At 68.7% G+C, this 16,815-nt stretch carries 18 protein-coding genes; 14 read left to right on the top strand and 4 right to left on the bottom strand.

The window, feature by feature from the left end; all coding sequences use genetic code 11:
- The 3 genes from E6J58_10975 to mnmA all read left to right on the top strand — a co-directional run.
- Positions 1–857, top strand: an 857-nt coding sequence (locus E6J58_10975) for an HD domain-containing protein (GenBank protein ID TMB37522.1), incomplete at its 5' end; no start/stop codon positions are given.
- 192 nt (positions 858–1,049) lie between these two features.
- Positions 1,050–2,489 carry a hybrid sensor histidine kinase/response regulator gene (locus E6J58_10980; protein ID TMB37523.1) on the top strand — a complete coding sequence of 480 codons (1,440 nt, stop codon included), beginning with the start codon at positions 1,050–1,052 and terminating at the stop codon, positions 2,487–2,489.
- A gap of 12 nt (positions 2,490–2,501) precedes the next feature.
- Positions 2,502–3,566: a tRNA 2-thiouridine(34) synthase MnmA gene (gene mnmA / locus E6J58_10985; protein TMB37524.1), complete on the top strand. Its 1,065-nt coding sequence runs from the start codon at positions 2,502–2,504 to the stop codon at positions 3,564–3,566.
- Between the two features lie 35 nt (positions 3,567–3,601).
- On the opposite strand, the gene E6J58_10990 is transcribed toward mnmA, so the two are convergent.
- Together E6J58_10990 and ttcA are read right to left on the bottom strand one after the other, a co-directional pair.
- Complete coding sequence (locus tag E6J58_10990) at positions 3,602–4,126, bottom strand: hypothetical protein (protein TMB37525.1); 525 nt, start codon at positions 4,124–4,126, stop codon at positions 3,602–3,604.
- A 150-nt stretch (positions 4,127–4,276) separates the two neighbouring features.
- Positions 4,277–5,068 (bottom strand): tRNA 2-thiocytidine(32) synthetase TtcA, encoded by a 792-nt coding sequence (ttcA, locus tag E6J58_10995; protein ID TMB37526.1) that lies wholly within the window; start codon positions 5,066–5,068, stop codon positions 4,277–4,279.
- A gap of 75 nt (positions 5,069–5,143) precedes the next feature.
- Between ttcA and E6J58_11000 the strand changes: the two genes are divergently transcribed.
- Positions 5,144–5,983 (top strand): MBL fold metallo-hydrolase, encoded by an 840-nt coding sequence (locus E6J58_11000; GenBank protein TMB37527.1) that lies wholly within the window; start codon positions 5,144–5,146, stop codon positions 5,981–5,983.
- Here E6J58_11000 and E6J58_11005 read toward each other — a convergent pair.
- Positions 5,963–6,919, bottom strand: a complete 957-nt coding sequence (locus E6J58_11005; protein ID TMB37528.1) for an isoaspartyl peptidase/L-asparaginase — start codon at positions 6,917–6,919, stop codon at positions 5,963–5,965. The genes E6J58_11000 and E6J58_11005 overlap by 21 nt on opposite strands.
- A 77-nt stretch (positions 6,920–6,996) precedes the next feature.
- On the opposite strand from E6J58_11005, the gene E6J58_11010 reads away from it, so the two are divergent.
- From E6J58_11010 to E6J58_11035, 6 genes are all read left to right on the top strand, one after another.
- Positions 6,997–8,199: an acetyl-CoA C-acetyltransferase gene (locus E6J58_11010; protein TMB37529.1), complete on the top strand. Its 1,203-nt coding sequence runs from the start codon at positions 6,997–6,999 to the stop codon at positions 8,197–8,199.
- A 3-nt stretch (positions 8,200–8,202) separates the two neighbouring features.
- Positions 8,203–8,898, top strand: coding sequence for a CoA transferase subunit A (locus E6J58_11015; GenBank protein ID TMB37530.1), 696 nt, complete (start codon positions 8,203–8,205; stop codon positions 8,896–8,898).
- A gap of 1 nt (position 8,899) precedes the next feature.
- Entirely contained in the window at positions 8,900–9,556 is a 657-nt protein-coding gene (locus E6J58_11020; GenBank protein TMB37531.1) for a CoA transferase subunit B, read from the top strand.
- A gap of 61 nt (positions 9,557–9,617) precedes the next feature.
- The gene (locus E6J58_11025) at positions 9,618–9,986 is read left to right on the top strand and encodes a TIGR02266 family protein (GenBank protein TMB37532.1); all 369 of its coding nucleotides are present in this window, start codon (positions 9,618–9,620) and stop codon (positions 9,984–9,986) included.
- A complete protein-coding gene (locus E6J58_11030) occupies positions 9,983–11,212 on the top strand; it encodes a class I SAM-dependent RNA methyltransferase (protein TMB37533.1) in 1,230 nt (409 codons plus the stop codon). The genes E6J58_11025 and E6J58_11030 overlap by 4 nt, the downstream gene beginning before the upstream one ends.
- On the top strand, positions 11,209–11,787 hold the full coding sequence (locus tag E6J58_11035) for a hypothetical protein (protein TMB37534.1): 579 nt from the start codon (positions 11,209–11,211) through the stop codon (positions 11,785–11,787). The genes E6J58_11030 and E6J58_11035 overlap by 4 nt, the downstream gene beginning before the upstream one ends.
- A gap of 1 nt (position 11,788) precedes the next feature.
- On the opposite strand, the gene E6J58_11040 is transcribed toward E6J58_11035, so the two are convergent.
- The gene (locus E6J58_11040) at positions 11,789–12,565 is read right to left on the bottom strand and encodes a M28 family peptidase (protein ID TMB37535.1); all 777 of its coding nucleotides are present in this window, start codon (positions 12,563–12,565) and stop codon (positions 11,789–11,791) included.
- 592 nt (positions 12,566–13,157) lie between these two features.
- On the opposite strand from E6J58_11040, the gene E6J58_11045 reads away from it, so the two are divergent.
- From E6J58_11045 to E6J58_11060, 4 genes are all read left to right on the top strand, one after another.
- Positions 13,158–14,543, top strand: coding sequence for a VWA domain-containing protein (locus E6J58_11045; protein ID TMB37601.1), 1,386 nt, complete (start codon positions 13,158–13,160; stop codon positions 14,541–14,543).
- 89 nt (positions 14,544–14,632) lie between these two features.
- Positions 14,633–15,787 (top strand): hypothetical protein, encoded by a 1,155-nt coding sequence (locus E6J58_11050; protein TMB37536.1) that lies wholly within the window; start codon positions 14,633–14,635, stop codon positions 15,785–15,787.
- Positions 15,784–16,287 carry a gamma carbonic anhydrase family protein gene (locus E6J58_11055; GenBank protein ID TMB37537.1) on the top strand — a complete coding sequence of 168 codons (504 nt, stop codon included), beginning with the start codon at positions 15,784–15,786 and terminating at the stop codon, positions 16,285–16,287. The genes E6J58_11050 and E6J58_11055 overlap by 4 nt, the downstream gene beginning before the upstream one ends.
- Positions 16,287–16,772 (top strand): Crp/Fnr family transcriptional regulator, encoded by a 486-nt coding sequence (locus tag E6J58_11060; GenBank protein TMB37538.1) that lies wholly within the window; start codon positions 16,287–16,289, stop codon positions 16,770–16,772. The genes E6J58_11055 and E6J58_11060 overlap by 1 nt, the downstream gene beginning before the upstream one ends.
- Positions 16,773–16,815: the final 43 nt, after the last annotated feature.

The raw sequence follows: 16,815 nt of genomic DNA on the forward strand, positions 1-16,815 counted from the left end.
CGCTGCGCCTCGCCCTCGACCCCGCGACCCGGCGCGCCATCCCGGCGACGCTGGAGATTTTCTCGAAGGTCGCGATGGAGCGGGTGCGCGAGGAGCTGATCAAGCTGCTGGTGCGGGGCGCGCCGCCGAGTCGCGGGCTCCGGCTGTTGCACAGCACGGGTCTACTCGCGCGCATCGTCCCCGAGTTGCTCGAGTCGGTGAGGTTCGCGCAGAACCGGTATCACCGCTGGGACGTCTGGCAGCACACGCTGCGGTGCGTGGATTTCGCTCCGGCGGACCTGGTGGTACGGCTGGCGGCGCTGCTCCACGACGTCGCGAAGCCGCGCTGCGCCGCGCCGAAGGAGGGCGCTCCGGGCGAGCACACGTTCTACGATCACGAGAAGGTCGGCGCGCAGCTCGCCGCCGCGATTCTGCAGCGGCTGAAATTTCCGCGCCGCGAGACGGAGCGCGTGGCGCTGCTGGTGGCCGAGCACAACTGGCACTTCCTCCCCGAGTGGAACGACGCCACCGTCCGCCGCGTGCTGGCCCGCATCGGGCCCGCCGAGATACCCGCTCTCTGGGCGCTGCGAAGGGCGGATCTGAAGGCCCGCGGGCGTCTCGTCGAGGAAGGGCTGGCGAATCAGGCGGAAGCGGAAGTCCGCTTCCAACGGGAGATCGATCGCGCTGCGGCGCTGAAGGTGTCGGATCTCGCCATCCGCGGCGAGGACGTGATGCGCGAGCTCCACATCGGGCCCGGACGCGAGGTCGGCGAAGTGCTCGCGCGGCTGCTCGAGCGAGTGATCGACGACCCGGATCTGAACACCCGTGAGGCGCTACTCCGACTTCTGCCGGAGGTCACCGCAAGTTATCCACAGTGAATTCACAGTGATGCTTTCCTTCGGTGACGCTCTGCGGCGCAACGACGTGGTGCGACGATGTGGGCGTGAATGCGTGGCCGTCCAAAAACGTCCGAAGTCCAGAGAGGTAGGAGGTGACGCCAGCGCCGGGCCCCACCTCCATGCGCCCTGTTCAGGCGATGGCAAGATTGCGGCCGCGGGAGGAACGACCCTGTGGACAGGATGTGGACGAGGGAGGGCGGACAGGGCCTCCATGCGCACAGCGGGCGAGCAGAAAGCGGCCGGCGCGCTCCTTTCCGGGCAGTCGACCGGATGCTAGACTCCGCGCCGCGCGACCTACGGGCCCCCACGCAACCCGGACGTTCATCGATGGCCGAACAGGCACCCCCGCCCCATCCGCGCATCCTCTACATCGAGGACAACCCGGAAAGTCGGGCACTCGTCCGCAACGTCCTGGAAGCGCGAGGATTCGACGTTCTCGAGGCTTCCGATGGCATCGCCGGGATCGACCTCGCCATCTCGGCGCACCCCGACCTGATCCTCTGTGACATCGAGATGCCGGGGATCGACGGCTACGAGACCGCGACGCGGCTGCGCTCGTACCGCGGCCTCGATGGCTGCCCCATCGTGGTGCTCACCTCCCACGGGGATCGCGGGCTGTCGCTGAGCATCGGCTGCGACGGCTACATCGAGAAGCCCATCGACGTGGAGAAGTTCCCCGGTCAGCTCCGGGAGTTCCTCAAGGGCAAGCGGGAGAAGGTGAAGACCGCCGAGGAGCGCCGCTATCTGCGCGAGTACTCGCAGTCGCTGGTCGAGCGCCTGGAGGCCACCGTTCGCGAGTTGACCGCGGCCAACTCGCGCCTGCGGGCGGCGGCCCGGAGCAAGACCGAGTTCATGCAGAACCTCTCCCACGAGCTGGCGACGCCTCTCACGCCGATCACCGGGTACCTCAAGATCCTCAAGTCGGAGAAGACGGGCGCGCTCACCGAGCCGCAGCGGAAGATCCTCGACTCGATGCAGACGGCGTCCGAGCGCCTCTCCAGGACGATCGACAACCTGGTCGACTTCGCGACCCTGGAAAGCGGGGGATACGCGATCCACCGCGACACCTTCGATCCCCGTGCAGCCGCGAAGTCGGTGCTCGACGAGGAGAAGCCAAAGGCAAAGGCGCGCCGGATCACGCTCGAGCTTTCCGTCGATTCCCTTCCGGAGACGGGCTGGGGCGACGAGCGCAAGCTCAAGCAGGCGCTGGGGAACGTGATCGACAACGCGATCAAGTTCAGCCCCCACGGCAGCCACGTGCTGGTGCGGGTCGCCTCCGACAGCCAGCAGCTCTCTTTCGAGGTGTACGACCAGGGCGAAGGCATGCTCGCCGACGAGGCGGAGAAGGTCTTCGACCCGTTCTTCCATGCCGATCGCGTCGGGGAGGAGCGCGCGCCCGGAGCTGGTCTCGGGCTGCCGGTGGCGAAGCAGATCATCGAGGCGCACGGGGGAAGGATCTCCGCCGAGAGCCCGCCGAAGAACCAACCGGATTCCAAGGCGCACTTCTCCGGCACCAAGCTCTCGTTCTGGATCCCGCTGCGCGCGTTCGCGCCCAAGGAGCCGCACCCGACTCCTTTTCACGAGAGTGCGCCCGAGGGCGGAACGTCTTAAAGTCTCGCCGCCGTGATCTCGATGATCGCCATGTCGGGCGGGGTCGACTCCTCCGTCGCAGCGGCGCTGGCTGCGGACCTGCGCGGCAGCGATGCCTGCGCCGGTGTCGCCATGCGGCTGTATTCGACGGCCGACGATGCGGCGCGCACCGGCCGGACCTGCTGCGCGCCCGACGATTTGTACGACGCCCGTCGCGCGGCCGCGAAGGTCGGAATCCGCTTCTACGTCTACGATGCGGAGGAGCGATTCCGCGCTCAGGTGATCGAGCCGTTCATCGACTCCTATGCGCGCGGCGAGACGCCCAATCCCTGCGTGCGCTGCAACGATCACGTGAAGTTCGACTGGCTCCTCGACCGGGCCCGCAGGCTGGGAGCCGGGGAGCTCGTCACCGGCCACTACGCGCGCGTCGAGCGGCACGACGGCCGCTTCCGGCTGATGCGCGCGGCCGACGCGTCGAAGGACCAGAGCTACTTCCTCCACGGCCTGACGCAGGAGGAGCTGTCGATGGTGCAGTTCCCGCTCGGCGCGCTGACCAAGGTGCAAGTGCGCGGCATCGCGCGTCAGCGCGGACTTCCCAACGCCGACAAGGCGGAGAGCATGGAGGTCTGCTTCGTTGGCACCACGCCGCTGCGGGAGTTTCTCGAAAGGCACGGGGTCGAGCGGGCGCGCGGCGAGATCGTCGACATGGAGGGGAACGTGCTCGGAGCGCACGACGGCGTGCATCGGTTTACCGTCGGGCAGCGGCGGGGAATCGGCTCAGGCTTCAAGCTGCCGCTTTATGTCGCTGCCCTCGATGCTGGCCGCCAGCGGGTGGTGGTCGGGAGCCGCGAGGAGGCCCAGCGTCGCGATTTCCGTGCACTGGAGGCCTCGTGGGTCCAGGACCGGCCCCTGCCGGGGACGCGCTGCGAAGTCCAGATCCGGCACCGCGGCAAGCCTCTGCCGGCGGTCCTCGATCCCTCCGGCGCGCAAGTGGAGGTGAAGCTGCTCGAGCCGGCCCTCGGCGTCGCACCGGGGCAGAGCGCGGTCTTCTACCAGGGCGACGAAGTCCTGGGCGGCGCGACAATCGCCGGAAGCTGACTCTTCAGATCAACGCCAAGCAAGATCTTTCTTTTTCAGGCCAACGCGGGTGCGGTGTGGGCCGCGCTGCCGAACTGCAGCGCCTTCGCGGCGTAGCCCAGAGCGTCGACGAGCTGGACGCGCACGTTGCGCGCGAGCTTCCGCGGCTCCCGCAACACGCGCAGGCAGTCCAACGTCGAGGGCCTCTGCTCCAGCTTCGCCAGCACCAGCGAGCAGAGCACTGCGTGCGCGCGGGGGTCCACGGGCCATTCGCCGCGTTCCCAGTAGCCGATGAAGTCTTCGGAGACGTCGAGGATGTGCGCCAGCCCTTTGGGCTCGAGCGAGAGCGCCTTGCGCAGGTACGCGAAAGCTTCCTTGTCCCGGAGGCCCGCCTTGGCCAGCTCGACGGCGACGCGGAGCTCGAAGAGCCTCAGGTCGTGACCGTCGATGACGACCTGGCCGCATGCCTCGCATTTTTCCGCCGGAAGCTGGGCAGTGAAGGTGTGGCCGCAAGCCTCGATGTTGTCGTCCAGCGTGATGGCGACGATCTTCTGCCGCTCGCAACGCCCGCATGTCTTCATGCCCCGCCTCCCGCGCTCGCCCGGCTGTCTGGGAAAAGTTTGGGAACGGCCGTGGAAGGGAGCAAGGGCGATTGGCACGGCCGCTTGCAACCGGTTTCGCCGAACGTCAAGGAGCCGCCCCCGCACGAAGGGCGGGCATGCGGCTATGTTCTAGACTGTACACGCTTCGCCGTCGATCCACGGATCCGGTCCGCGCTGCTCCCGGATCGCGGCGCGGTCGAGGAGGTGCTCCGGCATCACGTTGCCCATCGCTCCCAGGATGGAGGCTCGGACTCCGGGATGCTCGCTTTCCAGCTCCGCGAGCAGTCGCTTCACCCGCTTGCGCTGGAGGTTCTCCTGCGAGCCGCAGAGGTCGCAGGGGATGATCGGAAACCTCATCTCCGCGGCGAAGGCGGCGATCTCGCTCTCCGCCGCATAACACAGCGGCCGGATGACCACGTTGAGGCCGTCGTCGCTCCGCAGGCGTGGCGGCATCGACCGCATCTTGCCTGAAAACAACATCGACAGTAGCAGCGACTCGATCAGGTCGTCCCGGTGGTGGCCGAGGGCGATCTTCGTGCAGCCGAGCTTCCGGGCAGCGCCATAGAGGATGCCGCGGCGCAGCCTGGAGCAGACGGAGCATGCGGTCTTCCCCTGAGGGACGAGCCGCTTGACCACCGAATACGTGTCCTCCCGCAGCATCAGCACTTCGGCTCCGGTCGAGCGCAGGTACCGCTGGAGGTCGGCGGCGGGAAACCCGGGGTGCCCTTGGTCGAGGTTGCAGGCGACCAGCGAGAAGTCGATCGGCGCGCTGGCCTTCAGGATCTGGAGCAGGTGGAGGAGGGTGAAGGAATCCTTGCCGCCCGAGACACCCACGAGAATCCGATCGCCGGCCTCGATCAGGTTGAAGTCGGCGATGGCGCGACCCACGTCGCGGAGCAGACGCTTCTCCAGCATGGACATGGGGCGCGCTTACACCGGAATCGCCAGGCGCGGCAACGGAAAGCGCGGCGGCGGCGCACCCGTTAGACACCCGTCATGGCGCGGCGCGAGCTCGCGGTCGCGGAGAATGTTCCGGGCGACCTGTTCGTCGATGAGACCTGCATCGAGTGCGACACCTGCCGCGAGCTTGCGCCCGAGGTCTTCGGCAGCCTGGAGTCCGGACAGTCGTTCGTCCAGCATCAGCCCTCCGATGATTCCACCTGGCGCCGGGCCTTGCACGCGGTCGTGAGCTGCCCGACCGCCTCCATCGGCGCCGAGCGCAGCGCGAAGGAAGCGGCGCGGGACCTCCCGGTCCAACTCGAAGGATCGATCCATCGCTGCGGATACTCGAGCGAGTCGTCCTATGGCGCGCAGAGCTACTTCATCCGCCGCGAGGACGGGAACGTCCTCGTCGACTCGCCGCGATTCGCCGGGCCGCTCGTGAGACGCATCGAGGAGCTGGGCGGAGTCCGGCGCATGTTCCTGACCCACCGCGATGACGTGGCGGACCACGCCCGGTTCCGGGAGCGCTTCCGCTGCGAGCGGATCATCCATCGCGACGACGCCGTGATCGACGCGGAAGTCCTGCTCGACGGCGATCGGGATCTCGCGCCCGGCTTGCAGGTCATCCATCTGCCTGGACACACCCGCGGAAGCTGCGCGCTGCTGGTCGACGAGCGGTATCTGTTCACCGGCGACCATCTCTGGGCCTGGGAAGGTCGGCTGGAGATGGGACGCAGCGTCTCCTGGTACTCGTGGACGGAGCAGAAGAAGTCGTTGCGCAAGCTGCTCGATTATCAGTTCGAGTGGGTCCTGCCGGGCCACGGGCGGAGCCTCCATCTTCCGCCGGACCGCATGCACGAGGCCGTCGCCGACCTACACCGCCGCCTTCGCTGAGGACATTCCCGCTCGGATCAACGCGCGGGACATGCGCGGCGTATTGCAGGCCCAGCCGAGGCGGCCGTCCCGGCCGGCGACGATGATGCCGCCCTCGCCGTGGGCGCGCGCCCGCAGAAGACCGACGGCGTCGATGGCCGCCCGGCGCGGAGAGACCCCATCCCGGACGAATGCGCACGCCTCGCGGGCCATCGTGACCTTGAGAATCGCCTCTCCCAGGCCCGTCGAGCTGGCCGCCGCTTCGTGATCGTCGGCGTAGGTGCCGGCGCCGATGATCGGCGTGTCGCCGACGCGGCCAGGCCGCTTGTACATGGTGCCGCCAGTCGAGGTGCAGGCCGCGACGTGGCCCTTGGCGTCCACGGCGACGGCGCCGATGGTGCCGATCTTGCGGCGCACGCTGTCGGCGCCTTCCTTGAGCGCCAGCGCGTGCAACTCCTCCCAGCGGGCGCGCTGCCGGGCCGTGATCAGCGACGAATTCGCAATCGCGGGGATTCCGCACTCGCGTGCAAACGCCTCCGCCCCGGTGCCGCAGAGAAGAACATGGGGCGTGTCGTCGCAGACGCGGCGCGCGGCGAGGATGGGGTTCTTCACCGTCTTCACGCAGGCGACGGCACCCGCCCGCAGCGTCGTCCCGTCCATGCAGCTCGCGTCCAGCTCCACTTCGCCTTCGCTGGTGAGCGCGGCGCCGGTGCCGGCGTTGAAGAAGGGATCGTCCTCCAGGACCACCGCTGCCGCCTGGGCGGCGTCCAGGGCGGAGCCTCCCTGAAGAAGCACGCGCAATCCCGCCTCGGTGGCCCGGCGCGTGCCCTCGAAGTAGGGCGACGGATCCACGTCCGGCCGCGTTCCGGCCCCGCCGTGGACCACCACCGCCGGGCCGCCCTTGCGGTCCAGCAGGGTGTCGAACTCCGCCTGCGTCAGATCTCCCGCGTAGGACATGGGGGCGCCGACATAACACAAGCCCGGCGGCTTGACAGCGCGCACCCGGTTATGAATGTTCCGCCCACTTTCAGGAGATGGACATGGCCGCAGAGCGGAAGGTGCAGGAAGTCGTGATCGTCGGCGCCGCCAGGACTCCCATCGGCGCGTTCCAGGGATCGTTGTCGAGCCTGCCCGCTCCCCGGTTGGGGGCGGTCGCCATCAAGGCGGCGCTGGAGCGCGCGGGCGTGAAGCCCGAAGAGGTGAAGACGGTCTTCATGGGCCATGTGCTGCAGGGCGGCGTCGGTCAGGCCCCCGCGCGGCAGGCCTCGCTGTACGCCGGCATCCCGAAGACCGTGCCCTGTGTGACGGTGAACAAGGTCTGCGGGTCGGGCCTCGAGGCGGTCATCGAGGCAGCGCGCGTCATCGCGCTAGGCGAGGCCGACGTGCTGGTCGCGGGCGGCATGGAGAGCATGTCGAACGCGCCGTACTTCACGCACTCGATGCGCAACGGCGCGCGCATGGGGAACGTGGAGATGAAGGATCTCATGATCCACGACGGTCTCTGGGACCCGTACAACGACATGCACATGGGAATGTGCGGCGAGAAATGCGCTGCCGACTTCCAGTTCTCCCGCAGCGCCCAGGACGAGTACGCGCGCGAGACCACGCTGCGCGCGCAGAAGGCGCAGAAGGAAGGCGCCTTCAAGGCGGAGATCGCGGCGGTCGAGATCGTCGACAAGAAGGGCGGCAAGACCGTCGTCGACGAGGACGAAGGCCCGAAGCTCGCCAAGCCGGACAAGATCGCGTCGCTCAAGCCCGCGTTCAAGAAGGACGGCACCGTCACCGCGGCAAACGCCTCGTCGATCAACGACGGAGCGGCGGCGGTGGTGCTCATGTCGGCTGAACGGGCGAAGCGGGAAAACCGTACCGTCCTCGCCCGGCTCGGCGACTTCGGTCACGCGGCGCGCGACCCGGTGGAGTTCACCATCGCCCCGGCCGACGCCATCAACCAGGCCCTCGGCCGCGCCCGGCTGAAGGCGACGGACATCGATCTCTGGGAGATCAACGAAGCGTTCGCCGTTGTAGCGATGGCGAACAACAAGCTGCTCGGGATCACGCCGGACAGGGTGAACGTCCGCGGTGGCGCGGTGGTCCTCGGACACCCCATCGGGGCGTCGGGGTGCCGCCTGCTGGTCACGTTGCTCTACGCGATGAAGGATCTGAACAAGAAGCGTGGCATCGCCTCGCTCTGCATCGGCGGCGGCGAAGGCATCGCGCTCATCGTCGAGCGGGATTGAGCCATGAACAAGGTCGTCGCCAACGCGGACGAGGCCATCCGGGACATGCAGGATGGCGCGGTCATCATGTCGGGTGGGTTCGGCCTCTGCGGGAATCCGGAGAACCTGATCAAGGCCATCCACCGCAAGGGCGTGAAGAACCTCACCATCATCTCCAACAACTGCGGCACCACCGACAAAGGCCTGGGAGTCCTGCTGCAGAGCAAGCAGGTCAGGAAGATGATCGCGAGCTACGTCGGCGAGAACAAGGAGTTCGAGCGCCAGTTCCTCCAGAAGGAGCTGGAGGTGGAGCTGAATCCGCAGGGCACGCTCGCGGAGCGCATCCGCGCCGGCGGCGCCGGGCTGGGGGGCTTCTTCACCCCCACCGGTGCCGGCACGCAGATCGCGCAAGGCAAGGAGAGCCGCGTCATCGACGGCAAGGAGATGATCCTGGAGAAGCCGCTCAAGGCCGACTACGCCATCGTCCGCGCCTGGAAGGGCGACAAGTGGGGCAACCTCGTCTTCCGCAAGACGGCGCGCAACTTCAGCCCGATGATGGCGACGGCCGCGCGGATCACCATCGCCGAGGTCGAGAACCTGGTCGAGATCGGCGAGATCGACGGCGACGAGGTCCATGTCCCCTCGGTCTACGTGAAGCGGATCTTCAAAGGGACGAGCTACGAGAAGCCGGTCGAGAAGCGCACGGTGAGGAAGGCCTGACATGCCGCTGACACGCGAGCAGATCGCGGCGCGCGCCGCGCAGGAGCTTCGGGACGGGTTCTACGTGAACCTTGGCATCGGCATCCCGACGCTGGTGGCGAACTACGTGCCCAAGGGAATGGACGTGATCCTGCAGTCGGAGAACGGCATGCTCGGCATCGGGCCGTATCCGACCGAGGACGAGATCGACCCCGACCTGATCAACGCCGGCAAGGAGACGGTGACCGAGCTGAGGGGAACCTCCTACTTCTCCAGCGCCGATTCGTTCGCCATGATCCGCGGTGGCCACATCGACGTGGCCATCCTCGGCGCCATGGAGGTGAGCGAGCAGGGCGACATCGCCAACTGGACCATCCCGGGCAAGGTGCTGAAGGGGATGGGTGGCGCCATGGACCTGGTCACCGGCGCGAAACGCGTGATCGTGGCGATGGAGCAGGTGGCGAAGGACGGCTCGAAGAAGCTGCTCAAGGAATGCCGCCTGCCGCTCACCGGCAAGAAGTGCGTCAACACCGTGATGAGCGAGCTGGCCGTCATCGACATCACGCCGCAGGGTCTGCTGCTGCGCGAGATCGCTCCCGGCGTCACCCCTGACGACGTCCAGAAGGTCACCGAGCCGAAGCTTCGGGTCTCCCCGGAGCTGCGGACCATCAAGGTCTAGAACGACGATTCTTGGCGTGCTTGGCGGTTGATCTGCAGCCGGCCATGTTATCCTCAGATGGATGACCAATGCATCCAAGCCTGCGTCGCCGACCCGCCGCAACGCGCGGGTCCATCACGAAGTGATGGTCGGGGTCACTTCGGAAGCAGGCACCTTCAGCGGGTGGGGCACCAACCTGTCCGTCGGGGGCGTCTTCGTGAATTCGCAGCACGCGGCTCCCGCCGGTACACGCGTCCAGATCCTCCTGCAGCTTCCCGGCCACGGTGAGTGCAAGCTGGCCGGGCGCGTCGCCTGGGCCCAGCCGAGCGGTCCCGGTGTGGACGAACCGGGGATGGGCGTCGAGTTCCTCGAGGTCGACGAAAAGACGCTGACGCTGGTCGGCAAAATGGTGGAAAAGCTCTCCCAGGATCTCTCGCGCGCGCCGGCGTGAAAGTCACGCTGAAGGCCGAGTCGGTGGTGCATGGCGGCGAGACGCTGGCCCGACACGACGGCCGCGTCGTCTTCCTGCGTGGCGCCGCGCCCGGGGACCGCGTCGAGGCAGAGCTGACCGGAGAAGGTCGTTTCGAACGGACGCGCGCGCTGCGCGTCGTCGAGCGGAGCACCTCTCACGTCGATCCGCCTTGTCCCATCGTCGAGCGCTGCGGCGGATGCCCGCTGCAGCACGTGACGTATGAAGCGCAGCTCGCCGCCAAGGAGGAGCTGACGGCCGACGCACTGGAGCGCATTGGCGGGTTTCCGCGCGGGAGCTACGAGCTCGAAGCCATCGTTCCCAGCCCGACACAGTTTCGTTACCGTCGGCGGGCGCGGCTGCATCGCGCGGCCGGCGGCGCCTGGGGATTCGCGCAGGCCGGCGCCGCGACCGTCGAGCCGGTCGACGAATGCCTGTTGTTCGAGCCTTTGCTGGAAGAGCTGGCGCAGGTCGCGCGGAGAGCGGGCGAGTTGCCCGGTGTCGTCGATCTCGGTCTCCTGACCGGCGAGAAGAAGGGAGCCATCGACCTTCGCATCGAGGGGCCCGCCGCTCCGGGCTTGCGCAGGCGGGCTGAAGAGCTCCTCCAGCACCCGCTGGTGCGAGGTGTGACGCTGGCGGGGAGCGCGATCGGCGATCCGGTGATCGTCGATGCTCCGCTGCCGAACGGCGCCCGGCTGCGCGCTCGACCGGATGCGTTCGCGCAAGCGAATCGGTCCATGCTTCCAGCGCTGCAGCGCGAGGCGCTCCGGGCAGTCGGCGATGCCGAGCGCGTGCTGGAGCTGTTCTGCGGCAGCGGCACGCTGACGTTGCCGCTGCTCGGACGAGGGCAGCAGGTCACCGCGGTCGAGAATGCAGGCCCGTCGCTGGCGCTGCTGCGCCGGAGCGCGGACGAGGCGCGACTCGCCGTCAAACTCATCGCGGGCGACGCTCCCGCCGTCGTTCGTGCGTTCGCCGACCTTGTGGACGTCGTCCTGCTCGATCCTCCGCGCTCCGGGGCCGTGGACGCGGTGCGCGCCCTCGCCTCTCTCGCGCCGCCGCGGATCGCCTACGTCAGCTGCGACGCGCCGACGCTCGCTCGCGACGGAAAGTTGCTCGCCCAATCCGGATACCGCCTGGTAAGGGCGGTGCCGCTCGATCTCTTTCCCCAGACTGCGCACTTCGAGGTGGTCGCAACCTTCCAACGATGATCCTGCTTTCCCTGCTGGCCGCCGCCGCCTTCGACCTCGCTCCGACCCGCGTCACATCCGACCAGATGAACCGGTGCCGCGTCGAGGAAACGTTGCCGCTCGGCCGCGGCAGGGTGGAGAAGGGAAGCTGCGGGCCGTCGCTCGACGCCGAGACAGCGCGCAGACGGTGCAAGGACGCCGCACGCCACAATTCGTTGGCGGCGGGGGTGACCGAGGAGAATTGCCTCTACGAATATACCCGCGGCCACTTCCTCTTCCGGGGCGAGGTGAAGGAGTTGATCGTCGCCCGCCGTCAGGATGGAACACCGGTGGTCGTCTTCAAGGTGCCGGAGGGCGATCAGCTCATCGCTTTCCAGCACTTCGCCGACGCGGTGCTGATCGGCGTCGGACGGGGCAAGTCGTTCCACTATGCGGTCGCGACGACGCGCGGCGTGCTCAAGGCGCCGCCGCTGGGCGATCCGGAGGACATCCGAGACGTCAGCGTGATCGGTGGGCGGATCCGTGTCACCGGCAGGGCGCGAGCGATGCACATCGACCTCGTCCCCGGCACGTACCGGCTGCTGATCCGCAAGTGACTCAATGGAAGGGACTGTCCGGCTTCCACTTCGGCCGCGGCCCCGCGAGCAGCGAGATCCCCACCAGCAGCTCGACGCGCGCCATCTGGGCGGCCGCTTCCCAGTCGTAGGTCGGCAGCCATTCGTCCGACGGCTGGTGGTAGCGGTTGGCGCGGAAATCCTTGAAGGCGGCCTCGCCTCGCGGTCCGGAAAACCCCTGCCACAGGCAGGCGGACGGCACGCCGATGCGCGCGAAGTTGAGCTGGTCGCTGCGGGCGAAGAAGTTCTGCTCGGGCACCGGGTCGGCGACGATCGCGATTGCAAGCTCGGCGGCCGCCGCGCGGACGTGATCCTCGAGCGTCGACAGCTCCGCGCCCCGCAGCACGAGCTCGCCCACCGGATACGCGGGCAGGAGCTGATCGAGATTCAGGTTGGCAATCATCCGCTCGCGCGGGATCGTCGGGTGCCGCGCGAACCAGGCCGAACCGAGCAGTCCGCGCTCCTCGCCGGTGACGGCGAGGAAGAGCACCGAACGTTCCCGTCGGGGCAGCGCCGCGAAGCCGCGCGCGATCCCACCCGTGGTGGTCCAGGTGCGCGGAGTAGACGACGGTGTCCGGCAAATCGCCGGGCAAAAGGCCGGCCACGTTGCCGGAGTCGAACGCCCGTGTCGTCTGCTTGAGGTGCAGTCTCGCGCGCGATCCCACGCGCTGCCGCAGCCGGTCGCTCTCCGCGAGATCGACGTACGCGACCGGCAAGGGCGGCAGGTCGTCGGTGACGTGCGCCTGCCCGTTGACGAAATTGCGCTGCAAGAGCGCCCAGGGCCGTCGCGCCTCCGCTTCCTGCGTGGTGAGCACGATTTCGGCGACGGCTCCCGCGGCGCGCAGCCGCTTCAGCTTGTCCTCGTTCGCCGAGGCGAGCGCGCGCTGCGTCGACGGCAGGCTGGCCGGCGCTCCGGCGAGGACCATGGCGATCTTGCCGCGGACGTCGCGGATCTCGGCGGGCTGTCCGTAGCCTGCGAAGGTGAGGTCGCCCTCGATGGCGCGATCCGGCGCGCCACAGTCTCCGCCGACGAGCACGTCCTTCACCGGGGCGCCGTCCACGGTCAACGTGCCTTCGGCCCGCGATTCGCAGAGCTTGACCCGCTGGAGGTATCCGCTCTCTCCGGCTGGACGGAGCCCGAGCGCCTGCATCCGGGATGCGACGTACTGCTCGGCGATGGCGTGCCCGCGGGTTCCCGTTCCGCGCCCTTCCAGCAGATCGTCGGAGAGGAACCGCACTGCCGAGGAGATGGATTGCGCTTGCACCGCGTCGAGCGCCGGCCGGCCGCGGTCCAGCAATGCGCCGGCGACCAGAACGAGCGTCCACATGGAGGCCACGCTACCATGCTCGAGGTGGACGAGCGCCTGCAGGACTTCGCCGGACTGTTGCGCCAGAACGGCCTGCGGATCTCTCCCGCCGAGGTGGCGGATGCCGCGCAGGCGACGCTGCTCGTCGGCTTGGAGGACCGCGCCGCCTTCCGCGGCGCGCTTCGCGCGACACTGGTCAAGCGCGGCCAGGACGCGCCTGTGTTCGACCGGCTCTTCGAGCTCTTTTTCACCGGCGTCAAGGATCTGCTGGAAGGTCTTCAAGGGTCGCTCCTGGACGCGCTCGAGCGCGAGAACCTGGGCGAGGCGGAGCTCGAGGAAGTGGCGCGGATGCTGGCGCAGATGTCGCCGCTGGCGCAGGCGCTCGCAGCCGGCCGCACCGACCAGCTCGCGCGCATCCTGCGGCAGGCGACGGTGGCCATCGATTTCCGAGGCCTGCAGAGCCCGCTGCAGCGCGGATTCTACGCGCGGCGTCTGCTGCAGGCGGCCGGCGGGTCGCAGGCGGAGAAGGATCTGCAGCACCTTCTGCAGATGCTGCAGCAGCGGGGCCTCGATCCCGCCCTGGTGGAGCTCGCCACGCGCAGGGTCTCGCAGACGCTGAAGGCGCTCGAGGATTCCGTCCGGCGCGTGGCCGATCGCGAGCAGAAGGCGCGGGATCCCGAAGCGCGCGGCGAGAAGTCGCTGCTGCACCGCAACCTCTCGTCGTTGACCGCCGACGAGGTGCAGCGCATGCGCGCGGTGGTCCGGCGGCTGGCGGAGCGGCTCAAGGCGCGTCTGTCGCGCCGGCGCAAGGTGAGACGCCGCGGGCATCTGAGCGTGCGCCGGACGTTACGCAAGAACCTCTCCACCGGAGGCGAGCCGTACAAGCTCGTGTTTCGCGCGCGCCGGCCGGAGCGGCCGGAGATCGTCGTACTCTGCGACGTGAGCGACTCGGTCCGCAACGTCTCGCGGTTGATGCTGCAGTTCGTGTACACGCTGCAGGAGCTTTACGCGCGCGTACGCAGCTTCGTCTTCGTCAGCGACATCGGCGAGGTCACGGACCTGTTCAAGAAGACGGACGTGAGCACCGCCGTCGACCTGGCCACCGCCGGCCGGGTCATCAACCTTTCCGCCAACTCCAACTACGGCCACGCCCTGAAGCTCTTCCACGGCACCTGGCTCGGCTCGATCACGCGGCGCACGACGGTGATCGTGATCGGGGATGGCCGCACCAACTACAACCCGCCCAATGCGTGGGTGCTCGGCGACCTGCGCCGCAAATGCCGCCGCCTGATCTGGCTTTGCCCCGAGGAGCAGCACTCCTGGGGATTCGGCGACAGCGAGATGCCCCTCTACGCCCGCCACTGCCATCGGGTGGAGAGCGTGCGCTCCGTGGACGACCTCGGCCGCGTGGCAGCGGAGCTGATGCCCTAGGAGGCCATGATGCGCTGGCGGCGGCGGGCAAGTAGGCGCAGGCTGCCGTGCGGAGGCGCTGGACTCATGCTACGAATCCGCGGACTTTGATGGGCTATCGCGACCCCAACGACTGGCAGGAGCAGCTCCAGGCATCCCTGCGCCGCGCGCAGGAGGCCATCGCGCGCGGCACCACCCAGCAGGACCAGATGGTCCGCGAGTGGACGGAGAACCTCCGCAATGCCTATCCCGACTGGGGCCGGGAGCGCTGGCAGCGAAGGCTCGAGCGCAAGCTGCGCCGCCGGGCGGAGCGCGAGGCGAAGGTCGCGAACGCCAGCCTGTTCGAGGGGTATCTGTGGCTGCTCGGGGCCATCGTTCTCTTCATCATTGCCCTCTCGTCGCTGCCGTTCCTGTGGTGGCTGATCTTCCCGGCGGCGGGATTGGGATCGCGCGGCACGCGCGTGATCGCGCGGCACAGCCGGATGACGCAGCCGATCCTCACCGAGCCGCACCCGGCGCGCGCCAGCAGCGCCACGGGCGCGACGGCGGAGCAGCAACGGGCGCAGCGGTTCGGGTCGCTGAGCGGAATCGGCAAGGTCTTCGACGGCGACCCGATCCAGCAACCCGCCCCCGTCCGCGGCGCCGCCGTGCAGCAGGATCCGCGCGACGTCCGGGTGGACGCGATCTGCGACCGGATCCTCGGCGAGCTGCGGACATCTCCCGACGCAGTCAAGGACATGTTCGTCAAGCCGGACGAGACCATCGCCGCGCTGCGCGCCACCTGCCGCAACCTGACCCGGCGGGAGCGCGACCTGCGCCGCTTCCTCTCTCCGCAGGACGACGAGCGCCTGATGCGCGAGCGGGAGGCGCTGCAGAAGCGCATCAGCGGCGAGTTGGACGACGTGACCAAGATGCGGCTGGCGGCCGCCCTGGCGGCGCTGGATGCGCAGCGGGACCAGCGGCTGGAGCTGACCCGGGCGGCGGCCCGCTTCGATGCGGAGCACACGCGCATCTCCTACACGCTGGAGAGCCTCTACACGCAGGTGGTCCGGATGCGCTCGGCGGACAGCTCCAGCGTCGACGTTGCCGGGGCCGGCTTGCGCCGCAGCCTCGACATGCTCTCGCACGAGGTGAACGCGCTGGCGGATGCGCTCGAGCGGGTGAACAGCGGCGAGGCCGAGCGCATGCGCAAGGTCTCTTCCGGGCCGGCCGGCGAGAACGGCGCGGTGCCGCCGGGGGCGCCAGGCAAGAGGGAAAAAGCGTGATCCGGCCGTTCGGGGGGAAGACGCCGCAGCTCGGCGACGGCGTCTTCGTCGCGCCGAGCGCCAGCGTCATCGGCGACGTCGCCATCGGCGCGCGCAGCACCATCTGGTACGGCGCCGTGCTTCGGGGCGACGTGGAGAGCATCCGGATCGGCAGCGAGACCAGCATCCAGGACAACACCGTCATCCACGTCGATTCCAGCGGCTTCTCCACCGTCGTCGGCGACCGCGTGACCGTGGGGCACAGCGTCGTCTTGCACGGCTGCCGCATCGGGGACGACGCGTTGATCGGCATCGGCAGCATCGTCCTCAACGGCGCCGAGGTCGGCGATGGGGCGATGGTCGGCGCGGGCAGCCTGGTCACGCCCGGGACGAAGATTCCCGCCGGCATGCTCGCGGTCGGGTCCCCCGCCCGGGTGAAGCGGGCGCTCACCGACGAGGAAAAGCGCCACGTGCAGGAGGGGGTCGAGCGCTACGTCCGGCTGGGACGGGAGCATCGCTGATGGCGCAGGTGCCCGCCCGCGTGGACAAGCCGGTGGCGCTGCGCGGCTCGCAGCTCTTGCGCGACTTCACCGACGTCGGCGTGAAGATCCTCGCGGAAATCGTCGAGCAGCGCAGCGTGGGGAAGGGCACCTACGCATTCAAGGCGGGCGAGAGCTCGGAAAAGCTCGCCTTCGTAGCCAAGGGCACGCTCCAGCTCCTGCCGGGTGACGGGGGCGGTGCGCTCGGCGAGGTAGTCTCCGGCGATACCGTCGGCGGCATGGCGCTGCTGGTCGTCGGAGAGCACGTCGTTTCCGCGCTGGCCGCGACCGACGTCGAGTTGCTCGAGCTCAATCGCGATGCCTTCGACGAGATGAAGCGCACCCACCCGCGAACAGCGCTCAACCTGACGCTCGCCCTGGCACACGACCTCGCCGAGCGGCTGCGCGAGGCGAAGGTGCCCCTGCGCGAGTTCCTCGTCTGGCAGATCGGCAAACGGCAGACCTAGTTTTGGGGGCGCGAGCGGCGGTGGCGCTCGAGCGATGAAGAAG

The sequence above is a fragment of the Deltaproteobacteria bacterium genome (genome assembly GCA_005879535.1).
Classification (GTDB): domain Bacteria; phylum Myxococcota; class Myxococcia; order Myxococcales; family 40CM-4-68-19; genus 40CM-4-68-19.